The organism is Streptomyces eurythermus (assembly GCF_014649115.1).
Taxonomy (GTDB): Bacteria; Actinomycetota; Actinomycetes; order Streptomycetales; family Streptomycetaceae; genus Streptomyces; species Streptomyces eurythermus.
The window spans coordinates 593,984-609,400 of record NZ_BMSK01000001.1; the positions used below are offsets into that span (position 1 = coordinate 593,984).

Here is a 15,417-nt window from a genome sequence, read left to right on the forward strand (position 1 = left end):
GATCGGCGGAGCGATCGTACGAATCAAACACATGGTGGGGGATCGGCGGGGAACCCTCCGGGAGCCGGGACTTTGCCCTCGCCCACCGGGTAACGTCGGGGCGTGCCCGCCGACCCTCTGTACCGCGCCGGTGAACCACAGCGCAGCACGACGACCCAGCCGCCCGGCGGCTCGGGGGCGAGCGCGATCGAGGTCCGCAGGAGCGCCCGGCGCCGTCGCACGGTCTCCGCGTACCGCGAGGGCGACCGCACCGTCGTACTGATCCCCGCCCGGATGTCCAAGGCGGAGGAGCAGCGCTGGGTGACCGTCATGCTCGACAAACTCGCCGCCCAGGAGAGCAGGAAGATACTGGGCGACGCCGAGCTGGCCGAGCGCGCCGAGCGGCTGTCGGCCCAGTACTTCGCCGGCCGCGCCCGGCCCGCCTCCGTGCGCTGGGTCACCAACCAGAACACCCGCTGGGGTTCGTGCACCCCCGCCGAGGGCAGCATCCGGCTCTCGCACCGCCTCCAGGGGATGCCGGAGTACGTCGTGGACTACGTGCTCTGCCACGAGCTGGCGCATCTGCTGGTCCCCGGGCACGGCCCCGACTTCTGGCGGCTGCTGGAGGCCTATCCGCGGACCGAGCGGGCCCGCGGCTATCTGGAAGGGGTCGTCGCGGCCGCACGGCTGCCGCACGTGCCCGGCGCGCGCGGCGAACGGAACGCCTGACACCCTGCCCGCCGGCGCCCCTGACGTGGCGGCGGCCCCGGTGTGTCCGCGGTCGGGTGTGATTGTGTACCGGCTCTGTACCGACCAGGCCCCTTCGGCGGCGCTGTCGGTCTTTGCCGTTAGCCTGACGCGACGCACTCACACTCGGGATGGGGGACGGTCGTAACGCATGGCCAGGGAATTCCAACGCGGCCACAAGGCCAGGATCAGTGACCTCACGCTGGGCACGGATCTGTACGTAGGCGTGCAGATCTCGGCTCCCGGTCTGACCTTCGACATCAGCTGCTTCGGCCTGGACGCCGACGAACGGCTCTCGGACGACCGGTACTTCGTCTTCTTCAACCAGCCGAAGTCGCCCGAGGAGTCGATCCAGCTGCTGGGCGCGCAGGCGGGAGACACCGAGTCCTTCCGGGTCACCCTCGACCGGATCCCCTCCCAGATCCGCAAGCTGTCCTTCACGGCGACCATCGACGGCGCCGGCCAGATGTCGCAGATAGCCCCCGGCTACCTGCGCATCGTGGCGGGCGGCGAGGAGGTCGCGCGGTACTCCTTCGACGGCTCCGAGTTCTCCACCGAGCGGGCCGTGATGCTCGGCGACTTCTACTTCAAGGACGGATGGCGGTTCGCCGCGGTCGGACAGGGCTTCGACGGCGGCCTGGAGGCGCTGCTGAAGAACTTCGGCGGCGAGGTGGCGGAGGAGGAGGCTCCCGCCGCCCCGCAACAGCCACAGCAACCGCAGCCCGGCGCGGTCCCCGGCTTCGCCCCGCCCGCCCAGGCCACGCCGCCCGCGTTCGCCGCACCGCCGGCCCAGGCGACCCCGCAGCCCGCCCCGGCCCCGCAACCTGCGCCCGCCCCGGCCCCGCAGCCCGCCCCGCAGGGTTTCGCCCCGCCGCCCGGCCACACCCCGCCCCCGGCCCCGGCGCCCGCGCCGAACGTGCACGTCGCCCCCACGGTCGTCGCCCCCCTGACCCCGCCCGGCGGCACCGTCCCCCCGCCGGCCGCGCCCGTGACCCCCGCCCCCACGGCTCCCGCGCCCTACGGCCAGCCGCCCCAGCAGCCGTCGTACGGCGGCCGGCCGAGCGCGCCGATGCCCCCCGGGTACGGCCAGCAGCCCGCCCCCTACGGCGCCGGCCAGCCCGCCCCGCCCATGCCGCCGGGCTACGCGCAGGCACCCGGCCGGCCCGCCGCCTACGAAGTGCCGCAGGGCGCGCCCCAGGGCGGTGCCGGCGTGACGGCCGCGCTCCAGGCGTTCAAGGAGACGCCGACCGGGCAGCGCTGGACGCAGCAGAACAAGACGCTCGTCCGCGTCGACCTCGGCATCGGAGGGCAGCCGGTGCTGGCCCGGCAGGGCAGCATGGTGCTCTACCAGGGCAAGGTCGACTTCGGCTACAAGGGCGCCGGTTTCATGGGCCGCGTCGTGGGCAACGCCACCGGCCAGGAGATGCAGCTCATGCGCTGTTCCGGCCAGGGCCAGGTCTTCCTCGCCGAGAACTCCGCCCATCTGCACCCCGTCGAGCTCCAGGGTGACGCGATCTGCGTGTCCGCGGAGAACGTCCTCGCCTTCGACGAGAGCCTGAGCTACGAGGTCCGCCGGGTCGAGGGCCACGGCATCCCCGGCGGCGCGCTGTTCACGATGCAGTTCCAGGGCACCGGCACCATCGTCGTCAAGACGCACGGCACGCCCGTGGTGCTGCCGGTCACGCCGACCACCTTCGCCGACTGCAACGCCGTCGTCGCCTGGTCGGCCGGCTCCCAGGTGATCGTCTCCAGCCAGGTCCGCATGCGCCGCAACGCCTACCCGGGCGACACCGGCGAGAGCGTCAACCTCCAGTTCCGGGGCGCGCCCGGCAACTTCATCGTCGTCCAGCCGTACGAGGTCTGAGGGAGCCCGTCATGAACCAGCCGCTCGCGGGCTTCGCCCCCGCACCCGTCACCGCCCGCATGGAGAACCACGGCAACCACATGCTGAAGGTCGCCCTGCAGACCGGAAACGACCTCCTCGCGCGCGTGGGGTCGATGGTCGCCTACGAGGGCTTCATCCAGTACGAGCCCAACCCGCCGGCCGTCCGCCAGATCGCCCGCGACTGGGCCACCGGCGAGGGCGCGCCGCTGATGAAGTGCTCCGGCGACGGCCTGCTCTACCTCGCCGACTACGGCGCCGACGTCGTCGTGATCAACCTCAATGGCGACGGCATCTCCGTCAACGCCACCAACCTCCTCGCCTTCGACGCCCATCTGAGCTGGGGCGTGGAGCGCGTCAAGGGGCTCGCGAAGTTCGCCGGGCAGGGCCTGTGGAACACGCGGATCTCCGGGCAGGGCTGGGTCGCGCTGACCTCCCGGGGCACGCCGATCGTCGTGGACTGCGGGGGCGGCGAGGACGAGACGTACGTCGACCCCGACGCGCTCGTCGCCTGGTCGCCGAACCTGAAGGTGAAGGGCAAGCGCAGCTTCAAGGCACAGTCGCTGATCGGCCGGGGCAGCGGCGAGGCCTACCAGATGGCCTTCTCCGGACAGGGCATCGTCGTCGTCCAGCCCAGCGAGGACAGCACCGACCGCCTCCGGGTCCGGGGCTGAGGGGGAGCCAGAACACCATGCAGAGCCCGCTTTTCGCGCACAACGACCTCCAGACCCAGGAGCGCTGGAGCCTGCAGAACGCGCAGATGCTCCGGATCACCCTGGACGGCCATGACGACCTCCTCGCCCGCAAGGGCACCATGGTCGCCTACCAGGGGATGGTCGAGTTCGACGCCGAGTACCAGGGCAACCGGCAGGCACGCGCGCGTGCGCGCACCGGTGAGGGCCTGGACCTGATGCGCTGCCACGGCCAGGGCACGGTCTACCTCGCCAACCTCGCCCAGCACGTGCACATCATGGACATCGAGCAGGACGGGCTGACCGTCGACAGCTCCTACGTCCTCGCCATGGACTCCTCGCTGCACTACGAGGTCGTCGCCGTCGACAGCCTGTACGGCATCTCCGGCTCCGGGAAGTACCAGCTCAACATCACCGGGCGTGGCAGGGTCGCCCTGATGACCTCGGGCGCCCCGCTGCTGATGCGGGTCACGCCCGACAAGTACGTCAACTGCGACGCCGACGCGATCGTCGCCTGGTCCACCGGGCTGCGCGTGCAGATGCAGGCCCAGACGCACTCCTCCGGGGTCTGGCGCCGGCGTGGCAGCACCGGAGAGGGCTGGGAGCTGAGCTTCATGGGCTCCGGGTTCGCGCTCGTCCAGCCCAGCGAGCTGCTGCCGCCGCAGAACGCCGTGATCGGGCAGGGCCTCGCCGCCCAGTTCGGCATGGGCCAGCAGGGGGCGCGCGGCCAGAACCAGGGCAACGTCTGGAGCTGAGCCGGACACGGGTAAGGGGCGACCGCTCAGGCGGACGCCCCTTACAACCCGCCGGACACCCGTCAGAGCCGGGCGCGCGTGGCCTCCAGCAGACGCACGACCGACTCGTCGGCCACCCCGGCCACCTCGTCGTAGCCGAACCAGCGCAGGTCCAGGGACTCCTCGCTGATCTCCCACGCCGCGCCGGGCGGGGCCAGAACCGCGTACTGCACGTCGAAGTGCCAGTTGCAGGGCGCCGGGATCGGATGCCGGTCCAGCCGCACCGGGCCGCCGGGCAGCAGGGTCAGCCCCGCGATCCCGGACTCCTCCGTCGCCTCCCGCAGGGCCGCCGCCTCGAGCGTCGGGTCGCCCGGCTCGCAGTGACCGCCCATCTGGAGCCACATCCGCAGCTTCCGGTGCAGCGTGAGCAGCACCCGGCCGCGCCCGGGGTCGACGACCAGGGCACTGGCCGTGACGTGGCCGGCGTCACAGGCCTTCCACATGCCGTCCGGACGGTCCGCCAGGTGGTCCAGGTACGACTGGCGCAGCTCGTCCTGGCCCTCGTACCCCTTCAGGACCAGGACCGCGTCGTCGTACAGGCTCACTCGGTGCCGTCGCCCTTGGTCTCGTCGTCGTCCTTCTTGCGCAGGTCGGGCTTGTCGTGGCCGCCGCCCGCCGCCTCACCGAGCATTTTGTCCAGCTCGGAGAAGTCCAGCTGCTCGCGGTGCACGAAACCGTCCGGGTCGTCCAGGTCGGTCGCGGTCGGCAGCATGTCCGGGTGGGCCCACAGGCCGTCCCGGCCGTCGACCCCGCGCGCGTCCGTGAGCGAGGCCCACAGCCGGGAGGCGTCGCGCAGCCGGCGCGGACGCAGCTCCAGGCCGATCAGCGTGGCGAACGTCTGCTCCGCCGGGCCGCCGGTCGCGCGCCGGCGGCGCAGCGTCTCGCGCAGCGCGTCGGCGGACCCCAGACGCGGTTTCGCGGCGGCGTGCACCACCGCGTCCACCCAGCCCTCCACGAGCGCCAGAGCGGTCTCCAGACGGGCCAGGGCCGCCTTCTGCTCGGGTGTGTCCTCCGGCTGGAACATGCCCTGCTGCAGCGCGTCCTGCAGCTGCTCGGGGTTCTGCGGGTCGAACTGGCCGACCACGTCCTCCAGCTTGGCCGTGTCGACCTTGATGCCGCGCGCATAGCCGTCGACCGCGCCGAACAGGTGCGAGCGCAGCCACGGCACGTGCGCGAACAGCCGCTGGTGGGCGGCCTCGCGCAGCGCGAGATAGAGCCGCACCTCCTCCTGCGGCACGCCCAGGTCCTTGCCGAACGCCTCCACGTTGGCCGGGAGCAGGGCCGCCTTGCGGGCCGGGCCCAGCGGCAGGCCGATGTCGGTGGAGCCGACGACCTCGCCCGCGAGCACGCCCACGGCCTGCCCGATCTGCGTGCCGAACATGGCGCCGCCCATCGACCGCATCATGCCGATCAGCGGGCCCGCCATGGCCTGCATCTCCTCCGGCAGCACGTCGCCCATCGCCGCGCCGACCCGCTCGGCGACCGGGTCGACCAGCTCCCGCCAGGCGGGCAGGGTCGCCTCGACCCACTCCGCCCGCGACCAGGCCACCGCCGAGGCGGAACCCGACGGCAGGGACGTCGCGTCGTCCAGCCACAGGTCGGCCAGGCGGACGGCCTCCTCCACGGCCCGGCGCTCGGCCGCGCCGACGCTGGCGTCCTTCGTGCCGTTCGGCGCGCCCTGGGCGACCGTCTGGCGGGCGATCTGCTTGGCCATGTCCCAGTTCACCGGCCCGCCCTCGTACGAGAGCATCTGCCCGAGCTGCTGGAAGGCCGCGCCCAGGTCGCTGGGGTTCAGGGAGCCGAACATGGCAGCGAACGGGTTGTCTGCGCCGGGGCCGCCAAAGCCGCCGGCTCCGGGCAGGCCGCCGAAACCGAACGGATTCGCCGGTCCCTGCCCACCACCGCTCTGCTGGTCCTTCTTCTTGCCCTCGTCGCCGTCCTCCGGCTCCTCCGGCGGAAGGCCGAAACCGAATGGGGTGTCACTCACGGGATTCCTCGGCTGGTAAGGCCACCGGTTCTTCCGGCGGCGCGGCTGCCCGACAACACCACCCAGCGTAGACACCCGGACCCGATCGGGCCTCGGTGCTTCGCCTGCGGAAGGCCTGCGGCAGGATGGATGCACCTGGTACGTACGCGTCACTCGCGCGCGTACTGAAGACAACCGCTGGAGACGCCCGGTGAGTTCCCCAGATCCGCAGGTTCGCGCAGCGCGAAACCGTTCAACCTCTCCCGCCGTGCGCGGGCCCGTCGTCGCGGTGACCGGCGCGGCCGGCGGGGTCGGCGCCCTGCTCACCGAGCGGCTCGCCGCCTCCGACGAGATCAAGGAGGTTGTCGCCATCGACGAGCGGCGCGGCGAGTGCGCCGAGGCCCGGTGGCACATCCTCGACGTGCGCGACCCGGCGATCGCGGACAAGCTGCGCGGCACCGACGTGGTCGTCCACCTCGCCCTCGACCTCGATCTGGAGACCGACCCGGCGGCGCGCACGGCCTACAACGTGCGGGGGACCCAGACGGTGCTGACGGCCGCCGCGGCGGCCGGTGTGCGCCGGGTGGTGCTGTGCACCTCGGCGATGGTCTACGGCGCGCTGCCGGACAACGAGCTGCCCCTGTCGGAGGAGGCCGAGCTGCGCGCCACCGCCGAGGCGACCGGGGTCGGGGACCTGCTGGAGATCGAGCGGCTGGCACGGCGCGCCCCGCGCGCGCATCCGGGGCTGAACGTCACCGTGGTCCGGCCGGCCGTCCTGGTCGGCGGCACCGACACCGCGCTGACCAGGTACTTCGAGTCGCCGCGGCTGCTGGTGGTGGCCGGATCGCGGCCCGCGTGGCAGTTCTGCCACGTCGAGGACCTGTGCAGCGCCCTGGAGTACGCCGTGCTGGAGAAGGTCGACGGGGAACTGGCCGTCGGCTGCGACGGGTGGCTGGAGCAGGAGGAGGTCGAGGAGCTCAGCGGGATCCGGCGCATGGAGCTGCCGTCGGCGGTCGCCCTCGGCGCGGCGGCCCGGCTGCACCGGATCGGGCTCACCCCCTCCCCGGCCGGGGACCTGGCGTACACGATGTACCCCTGGGTGGTCAGCGGCAGCCGGCTGCACGACGCCGGCTGGCGGCCGAAGTGGACCAACGAGGAGGTGCTGGCCGAGCTGCTGGAGGAGGTGTCCGGGCGGCGCACGGTCGCCGGGCGGCGGCTGGGCCGCAAGGACGCGACGGCGGCCGGGGCGGCCGGCGCGACCGTCGCCCTGCTGGGCGCGGCGGCCGTCGTACGGCGGGCCCGGAAGGCCCGGCGGCGGGTCTGAGGCGCGGCGACACGCCCCTGGCCCGCGTGGGCCGGCGGCAGCCTCTGTAGAAGCCTCCAAACCGTCCACGCGCGCGTGCTGCGGAAAGCCGTATTCCCCGATGTCGGACCCGTGGGGCACGATGGGCGCATGGCACTCACGAACGACCACCCGGGCGAGCGGGCGGCCGAGAACCCCGTCAAGCTGATCGCCGTCCGGGAGACACCGCTCTCCGTGGACGAGGTCTTCCGCGCCGTCGGGGACGCCGCGGCCGGGGGCATCGCGCTGTTCGTGGGCACCGTGCGCAACCACGACGGCGGCGCCGACGTGGACGCCCTCGGCTATTCCTGCCATCCCAGCGCGGAGGCCGAGATGCGGCGGATCGCCGAGAAGGTCGTCGCCGACCATCCCGTGCGGGCGCTGGCCGCCGTCCACCGGGTGGGTGATCTGCGGGTCGGGGATCTCGCCGTGGTCGTCGCCGTGGCCTGCCCGCACCGTGCGGAGGCCTTCGACGCCTGCCGCAAGCTGATCGACGACCTCAAGCACGAGGTGCCCATCTGGAAGCACCAGAAGTTCTCCGACGGAACCGAGGAGTGGGTCGGCGCGTAGCGCCGTCGTCGAGGGGTGGTGGCCGGGCGACGGGAGGGCGGGTGGGGGCCTGCCGATATTGCGGCTCTCTTCCCCTTCACACCCGACACACCCCCCTCTGCGGTTGCGTAACCGGCACCCTCGCGTGAGCGTTGTCCGTGCGGATGGTTAATCTGCTGATCAGTCAGTTGCGGACGCTCATGGCGTAGGAGGTCGGCATGGGGGTGCTTGTCTGGCTGCTGATTCCGCTGGTGGCCGCGGTCGGTGGCGGACTGTGGGGCAGTTGGGCCAACCGGACCCGCAAGGTGCGCGGCGACGGCCCCGAGCTGGACGGATACGCCCGGTTCCGCGAGGCCATGGAGAAGCCCCGGCCGGGCGCGCGCGGCGCCTGAAGAGGGGTGCGACGGCGCGCCGACAGCGTCGTCCCGTACTGTCGAGGCATGCCACGCCGCACCGTGACGATGCTCGCCTCGACCCTGATGCTGATCGCGCTCCTGTGCGCGGGAGTGCTCATCCCCGTGCCGTACGCGGAGATGTCCCCCGGCCCGACCGTGAACACGCTCGGGAAGCACGACGGCGAGCCGGTGCTGCAGATCTCCGGGCACAAGACGTACCCGGCCGACGGCCACCTGAACATGACCACCGTCCGGGTCACCGGCGCCGACTACCGGATGAACCTCGTCGAGGCCGTCTACGGCTGGCTGGCCCACGACAGCAAGATCGTCCCGCACGACACGCTCTATCCGGACGGCAAGACGGAGGAGCAGTCCAGCCAGGAGAACGCCGAGGAGTTCAGCCAGTCCCAGGAGAGCGCCAAGGTCGCCGCCCTGAAGGAGCTGCACATCCCGGTGAAGTCCTGGGTGATCGTCTCCACGGTCGTCAAGGGCTCCCCGGCCGAGGGCCGGCTGCACGCGGGCGATGTGATCAAGGCCGTCGACGGCACGGCGGTCAAGCAGCCGGCCGACGTCGCCAAGCTGGTGACGAAGCACAAGCCGGGTCAGGACGTCGTCTTCACGATCGTCCCCGCCAAGGACCAGGCGGCCGCCGAGAAGGCCCGCAAGGAGGCGACCGGCGCGCGGAACGTCACGATCACGACCCGGGCCGCCGACGACGGCGGCGCGAAGCGGGCGATCGTCGGCATCTCCGCCGGGACCGACCACACCTTCCCGTTCGACATCGACATCAAGCTCGCCGATGTCGGCGGGCCCAGCGCCGGCCTGATGTTCGCGCTCGGCATCTACGACAAGCTCACCCCGGGCAGCCTCACCGGCGGCACGTTCGTCGCGGGCACCGGCACCATCGACGACAACGGCACGGTCGGCCCGATCGGCGGCATCGAGATGAAGACCGTCGGCGCGCGGGACAAGGGCGCCCGGTACTTCCTCACCCCGGCCGACAACTGCGCGGCGGCGGCCAAGGACACCCCGGACGGGCTCACCCTGGTCAAGGTCAAGACCATCGGCGACGCGCTCGACGCCCTCAAGGACATCCGCGGCGGGGACATCGCCGCCCTGCCGAAGTGCACCGCCAAGGGCTGAGCGGCCGTGCCCCGGCCGGGGGCGCCCCAGGGACGGGGCACCCCCGGCGCCGTACCAGGACGCCGTATCAACGCGTCACGCCAAGGTGTCATACCAAGGCGCGTCCGCGGTGGACGGATCAGTCCGCGAACGTCGCCGCCAGCGCGTCCGCCAGGCCCGGCACCAGGTCGGGGCCGGTCAGGACCTCCGTCGGGGTGTCCTTCTCGCGCAGCCGCAGCGCCGACTCGCGGCTGCCGTCACGCAGCACGGCCACCGTCATGCGGACCTCCTGGCGCTCGGGGTGCCGGGCGACCCACTCGGCCAGCCGGGCCTCGTCCAGGTCGGAGGGCACCTGGGCTTCGGCGGACGGCGGCAGCATCAGCCGCTCCACGGTGAGGGCGCAGCCGGTGACCGCGTCGGGCCAGGCGATGGTGGCGAGGAACTCGTCCAGCGGCTTGCCGGAGGGGACCTCGTCCTGCTCGATCGGGGTGAGACCGGCGGTCTCGGACTCGTCCTCGAGGCCCAGCTGAGCCGCGAGCGAAGGTTCCTGAGCCCGCAGCCGTGCGGTGTCTACAAGGGCGAAAAGGCGAGCGGGCTGGTCCCAGCCGAGGCCGGAGACGTACTCGTCGATCTCGAGTACGGCCCGGGTGAGCGGGCTCGCTGCCATGGGAGTGTTGGACATGGTCACAATCCTGCCTCGTTCCCGGCCGGAATCGGGAACCGAGTAAACGGTGAGTAAGTTGCATAGGTGTGGGCCCGCGGACACGGGGGGCCACGGTGGGCCCGCGAACCCGAGGGCCTGACGGAACGACAGCGAACTTCGAGGGGCGCACCTTGGCTTTCCAGATGCCGGACCGCGGCGGAGGCCCGACGGGGCCACGGATCAGGGCGGGCCGCCCCTCCCGGAAGGTGCGGGCCCTGCTCGTGACCCTGGGGGTCCTCGCCGCCCTGGGCATGGTGTTCACCATGTTCGCGGGCTTCTGGACGGACTGGCTCTGGTACCGGTCGGTGCACTACTCGTCCGTGTTCACCACCACGCTGTCCACGAAGATCGGGCTGTTCTTCGTCTTCGGTCTGCTGATGGCGGCCGCGGTCGGCCTCAACATCTGGCTCGCGCACCGGCTGCGGCCCCCGCTCAGCGCCATGTCCATGGAGCAGCAGAGCCTGGACCGCTACCGCATGGGCATCGCGCCGTACAAGAAGTGGCTGCTGCTCGTCGTCACCTGCCTGGTCGGGCTGATCGCGGGCGCCTCGGCGGCGGGCCAGTGGCGGACCTGGCTGATGTGGGTGAACGGCGTGCCCTTCCACCAGAAGGACCCGCAGTTCCACCTCGACATCGCCTTCTACGCCTTCGACCTGCCCTGGTACCGGTTCCTGCTGGGCTTCGGCTTCGCCGCCACCATCCTGTGCCTGATCGCCGCCGCGCTCACCCACTACCTGTACGGCGGGCTGCGCGTCACCAGCCCGGGCGCCCGGGCCACCGCCGCCGCGACCGGCCACCTGTCGGTGCTGCTCGGCATCTTCGTCGCCCTGAAGGCGGTCGCCTACTGGCTCGACCGGTACGGCCTCGCGGTCAAGTCCAGCGACTTCAAGGCCACCGACAACTGGACCGGCCTGCGCTATGTCGACGCCAACGCCTATCTGCCGGCCAAAACCATCCTGTTCTGCATCGCCGTCATCTGCGCGCTGCTGTTCTTCGCCACGCTGTGGCGGCGCACCTGGCAGCTGCCCGTCATCGGCTTCGGCCTGATGGTGCTCTCGGCGATCCTGATCGGCGGCCTGTACCCGGCCATCGTGCAGAAGTTCCAGGTGCAGCCGAACGAGCAGGCCAAGGAGGCGCCGTACGTCCAGAAGAACCTGAAGGCCACCCGCGAGGCGTACGGCATCGACGACACCGAGGTCACCGGGTACGAGGGCGAGTCCAAGACCAAGGACAAGAGCACGCTGCGCGGTGCCGTCGACGACGCGGCGAGCTTCCGGGTGATCGACCCGAACATCGTCTCCCCGACGTTCCAGCAGCGGCAGGAGATGAAGGACTACTACGGCTTCCCGGACAACCTGGACGTCGACCGGTACCCGGGCAAGGACGGCAAGGAACAGGACACGGTCATCGGGCTGCGCGAGCTGGACCTGGCCGGCGTCCCGAAGCACAACTGGATCAACGACCACTTCCGCTACACGCACGGTTTCGGCGTGGTCGCCGCCAAGGGCACCGAGGCCAAGGGCGGCGAGCCGGTGTTCACCGAGTACGACCTGCCGTCCAAGGGCGACATCGGCGACTACGAGCAGCGGATCTACTACGGTGAGAAGACCACCACCTACTCGATCGTCGGCGGTCCCCAGGAGGAGATCGACTACTCCGACAACGACGGTGAGAAGCCGACCAGGTACCGGGGCGGCAGCGGCGTCAACCTCGACAACCCGGTCAACCGGGCCGCGTACGCGCTGACCTTCAACGAGCCGCAGATCCTGTACTCGGGCGCGATCGGCAAGGGTTCGCGGATCCTGTACAACCGCACCCCCAAGGAGCGCGTGGAGGCGGTCGCCCCCTGGCTGACCATCGACGGCGACGCGTACCCGGCGGTCGTCGGCGGCCGCATCCAGTGGATCGTCGACGCCTACACGACCACCAACGGCTACCCGTACGCCTCCCGTACGACCCTGGGCGATACGACGGCCGACTCGCTGACCGCGACGAACAACTCCCGCGCGGTGGTGGCCCAGCAGAACCAGGTCAACTACATCCGCAACTCGGTGAAGGCGACGGTCGACGCCTACACCGGCGAGGTCAAGCTGTACCAGTGGGACACCCAGGACCCGGTGCTGAAGACCTGGATGAAGGCGTTCCCGGACACGGTGCAGCCGAGGAGCGCGATCTCCGACGACCTGATGGACCATCTGCGGTATCCGCAGGACCTGTTCAAGGTGCAGCGCGAACTGCTCACCCGCTACCACGTGACGGACGCCGAGACCTACCTGACCGCCAGCGAGGTGTGGCAGGTGCCCAACGACCCGACCAACAAGTCGGGCAACGCGGTGCCGCCGTACTACCTGAGCATGAAGATGCCGGGCCAGAAGCAGCAGGCGTTCTCCCTGTCGACGACGTTCACGCCCACCGGGCGGGACAACCTGGCCGCGTTCATGACCGTGGACGCGGAGGCCGGCAGCAAGGACTACGGCAAGATCAGGATTCTGAAACTGCCGACCAGGACGACGGTCGACGGCCCCAAACAGGTGCAGAGCAAGTTCAACTCGAACGAGAGGATCGCCTCCACGATCAAGCTCCTGAGGGGCGACGACTCCGACATCGAGTACGGCAACCTGCTGACCGTGCCGCTGGACGGCGGACTGCTCTATGTCGAGCCCGTCTACGTCCGCGGCGGCGGACTCAAGCTCCCGCTGCTGCGCAAGGTTCTCGTCACCTACGGGAGCGATACCGCGTTCGAGAACACCCTCGACGAGGCGCTCGACAAGATCTTCGGCGCCAGGAGTCCGGCCACCAAGCCGCCGGGGACCGGCACCGGCACCCCGCCCGGCACCAGCGACCCGACGGTCCGGCAGGCGCTCCAGGACGCCCAGAAGGCCTTCGACGCCGGGCAGCGGGCGCTGAAGGACGGGCCGGACTGGGCCGCGTACGCCAAGGCGCAGAAGGAACTCCAGGAGGCGCTGAAGCAGGCCGAGGAGGCCCAGTCCAAGGCCGGCGACAAGGCAGGCGAGAAGGCCGGCGAGAAGGCCGGCGAGAAAAAGAAGAGCTGATCAGGATGCCCCCCGCGCCGTGGTACGGTTGACACGCAACGGCGCGGGGTGGAGCAGCTCGGTAGCTCGCTGGGCTCATAACCCAGAGGTCGCAGGTTCAAATCCTGTCCCCGCTACTGCATCGAAGGCCCGGATCCGGGAAAAGGGATCCGGGCCTTCGTGGTGTGCGAACTCATGTGCCGAGGGGAGGGACGGCCGCGCCGCCGTGGGGAGTTGGGGGGTGTGTGTTTGACTTGTCACTCTGTGGGCATGTCGACAAAACGCCGAAGTGACCTCACGGGCTGCTGCGGTATACCGGGTGTACCCAGGTTGCAGGTGGTGCGACGATGGACGTTATGGGGGAGAAGGCAACTCTGTTCGAGTCAGGGCGATTTGCGCAGTCTTCCGGTACGGAGTCGGCCCGCGACGAGTTGGTGGACATGGGGGAGGCCGCCGAGGAGACGCGTCTCGCGCTCGCCGCGCAGAGCGGGGACGCCGAGGCGGCCAGTGTCCTCGGGGCGATGCTGCTGCGCCGCGGCGAGCTGGACGCGGCCGAACCCCATCTGCGCGCCGCCACCGCGGCCGGTGACCGGGCCGCCGCCAACAACCTGGGCGTCCTGCTGCACCAGCGCGGTTATCCCGAGGAGGCGGCCGGCTGGTGGCGGATCGCCGCCGTGGCCGGCTCCGCCGCCGCGGCGCACGCCCTCGGCCGCTACCACCGCGAGCGCGGGGACGAGCCGGCCGCCGAGTACTGGCTGCGCCAGTCCGCCGAGCAGGGCCATGTCCTCGGCGCCTACGCCCTCGCCGACCTGCTGGAGCACCGCGGTGACGTCGGGGCCGAGCACTGGATGCGCTCCGCCGCCGAGCGCGGGCACCGGGAGGCCGCCTACCGGCTGGCCCGGGCGCTCGACCGTGCCGCCGGGCACGGGGAGGAGTGGCCCGGGGAGGGGAACGGCCCGGACAACGGTGTCGCGGAGGCCGAGCAGTGGTACCGGCAGGCCGCCGCGCGCGGGCACCGGAAGGCCGCGCTCCAGCTCGGGGCGATCCTGGAGCGGCGCGGCGAGCTGAAGGAGGCCGGGCGCTGGTACCTGACCTCCGCCAAGGACGGCGAGCCGAGGGCCGCCTGCGCCCTCGGCTTTCTGCTGCGCGACGCCGGCGACACCGAGAGCGCCGCCGTGTGGTGGCTGCGCGCCGCCCAGGAGGGCGACGGCAACGCGGCCAACGCGCTGGGCGCGCTGCACGCCGAGCGGGGGGAGACCCAGACCGCCGAGCGCTGGTACCGGGCCGCGCTGGACGCCGGTGACGACAACGGCGCCTACAACCTCGGGCTGCTCTGCGCCGAGCAGGGCCGCACCGCGCAGGCCGAACAGTGGTACCGGCGGGCCGCCTACGCCGGGCACCGGGAGGCCGCCAACGCGCTGGCCATCCTGCTGCTCCAGGGCGGCGACACCACCGGGGCCGAGCCGTGGTTCTCCAAGGCCGCCGAGGCCGGAAGCGTGGACGCCGCGTTCAACCTCGGCATCCTCTACGCCGGACGCGGCGAGGAGCGGATGGCGCTGCGCTGGTACGAGCGGGCCGCCGCCGCCGGACACGCCGAGGCCGCCCTCCAGGTGGGGATCGCCCGGCTGCGCGAGGGCGACGAGCGGGAGGCCGAACGCCATCTGCGCTGCGCCGCGGGGGGCGGCAGCGCGGAGGGCGCATACCGGCTGGCCACCCTGCTCGACGCGCGCCGTCCCCCCGAGCCCGCGCACGAGCTGGGCGAGATCGTGCACGAGAAGACCGAGTGCGAGGAGTGGTACGAGCGGGCCGCCACCCAGGGGCACCGGCGGGCGCAGGTCCGCGTCGGGATGCTGGCCGCCGCCCGGGGGGACGTGGTCGAGGCGGCGCGGTGGTACCGGACGGCGGCCGAGGCCGGCTCCCGCAACGGCGCCTTCAACCTCGGGCTGCTGCTCGCCCGGGAGGGCAGCGAGCCGGAGGCCGCGGTGTGGTGGGCCCGGGCCGCCGACGCCGGCCACGGGCGGGCAGCCCTGCGGCTGGCCCTGGTCTACGCGCGTCGCGGCGAGCTGGCGGAGGGGCAGCGCTGGGCCGACCGCGCGGTGGAGCTGGGTCCGGCGGAAGTGGCGGAGCGGGCGGGCCGGCTGCGGGACGCGCTGCGCGAGGAGCTGTCGGCGTGACCCCGGCCACTTGCCCGCCAAGGGATTTGCATCCCGGCTC

13 protein-coding genes and 1 tRNA gene are annotated in these 15,417 nt (G+C 71.9%); 11 read left to right on the forward strand and 3 right to left on the reverse strand.

Going from position 1 to position 15,417, the window contains the following annotated elements; translation table 11 throughout:
- Positions 1-102 precede the first annotated feature (102 nt).
- The 4 genes from IE251_RS02665 (at position 103) to IE251_RS02680 (ending at position 4,055) form a co-directional block, all read left to right on the forward strand.
- Positions 103-708 (forward strand): M48 metallopeptidase family protein, encoded by a 606-nt coding sequence (locus IE251_RS02665; RefSeq protein ID WP_189751250.1) that lies wholly within the window; start codon positions 103-105, stop codon positions 706-708.
- A 169-nt stretch (positions 709-877) separates the two neighbouring features.
- A complete protein-coding gene (locus IE251_RS02670) occupies positions 878-2,590 on the forward strand; it encodes a TerD family protein (RefSeq protein ID WP_189751251.1) in 1,713 nt (570 codons plus the stop codon).
- Between the two features lie 11 nt (positions 2,591-2,601).
- Positions 2,602-3,282, forward strand: a complete 681-nt coding sequence (locus IE251_RS02675; RefSeq protein WP_030787826.1) for an AIM24 family protein — start codon at positions 2,602-2,604, stop codon at positions 3,280-3,282.
- A 17-nt stretch (positions 3,283-3,299) separates the two neighbouring features.
- On the forward strand, positions 3,300-4,055 hold the full coding sequence (locus IE251_RS02680; RefSeq protein ID WP_189751252.1) for an AIM24 family protein: 756 nt from the start codon (positions 3,300-3,302) through the stop codon (positions 4,053-4,055).
- A gap of 62 nt (positions 4,056-4,117) precedes the next feature.
- Here IE251_RS02680 and IE251_RS02685 read toward each other — a convergent pair whose 3' ends face one another.
- Complete coding sequence (locus IE251_RS02685; RefSeq protein WP_189751253.1) at positions 4,118-4,639, reverse strand: NUDIX hydrolase; 522 nt, start codon at positions 4,637-4,639, stop codon at positions 4,118-4,120.
- Positions 4,636-6,081, reverse strand: a complete 1,446-nt coding sequence (locus IE251_RS02690; protein ID WP_189751254.1) for a zinc-dependent metalloprotease — start codon at positions 6,079-6,081, stop codon at positions 4,636-4,638. The genes IE251_RS02685 and IE251_RS02690 overlap by 4 nt, the downstream gene beginning before the upstream one ends.
- Positions 6,082-6,271: 190 nt before the next feature.
- Here IE251_RS02690 and IE251_RS02695 point away from each other — a divergent pair, with 190 nt between their 5' ends.
- From IE251_RS02695 to IE251_RS02710, 4 genes are all read left to right on the forward strand, one after another.
- Entirely contained in the window at positions 6,272-7,384 is a 1,113-nt protein-coding gene (locus IE251_RS02695) for an SDR family oxidoreductase (protein WP_189751255.1), read from the forward strand.
- A gap of 129 nt (positions 7,385-7,513) precedes the next feature.
- Positions 7,514-7,972, forward strand: a complete 459-nt coding sequence (locus IE251_RS02700; protein ID WP_030609711.1) for a molybdenum cofactor biosynthesis protein MoaE — start codon at positions 7,514-7,516, stop codon at positions 7,970-7,972.
- A gap of 197 nt (positions 7,973-8,169) precedes the next feature.
- Positions 8,170-8,343: a hypothetical protein gene (locus tag IE251_RS02705; protein ID WP_167345758.1), complete on the forward strand. Its 174-nt coding sequence runs from the start codon at positions 8,170-8,172 to the stop codon at positions 8,341-8,343.
- A 48-nt stretch (positions 8,344-8,391) separates the two neighbouring features.
- Complete coding sequence (locus IE251_RS02710) at positions 8,392-9,489, forward strand: YlbL family protein (protein WP_189751256.1); 1,098 nt, start codon at positions 8,392-8,394, stop codon at positions 9,487-9,489.
- A 118-nt stretch (positions 9,490-9,607) separates the two neighbouring features.
- Here the strand turns inward: IE251_RS02710 and IE251_RS02715 are convergent, their stop codons facing one another.
- Complete coding sequence (locus IE251_RS02715; RefSeq protein ID WP_030787803.1) at positions 9,608-10,150, reverse strand: PPA1309 family protein; 543 nt, start codon at positions 10,148-10,150, stop codon at positions 9,608-9,610.
- 164 nt (positions 10,151-10,314) lie between these two features.
- On the opposite strand from IE251_RS02715, the gene IE251_RS02720 reads away from it, so the two are divergent.
- The 3 genes from IE251_RS02720 (at position 10,315) to IE251_RS02730 (ending at position 15,377) form a co-directional block, all read left to right on the forward strand.
- Positions 10,315-13,224 carry a UPF0182 family membrane protein gene (locus IE251_RS02720; RefSeq protein WP_189751313.1) on the forward strand — a complete coding sequence of 970 codons (2,910 nt, stop codon included), beginning with the start codon at positions 10,315-10,317 and terminating at the stop codon, positions 13,222-13,224.
- A 42-nt stretch (positions 13,225-13,266) separates the two neighbouring features.
- Positions 13,267-13,340 (forward strand) — tRNA-Met (locus IE251_RS02725).
- Positions 13,341-13,550: 210 nt separating this feature from the next.
- Positions 13,551-15,377 (forward strand): tetratricopeptide repeat protein, encoded by a 1,827-nt coding sequence (locus IE251_RS02730; protein ID WP_189751257.1) that lies wholly within the window; start codon positions 13,551-13,553, stop codon positions 15,375-15,377.
- Positions 15,378-15,417: the final 40 nt, after the last annotated feature.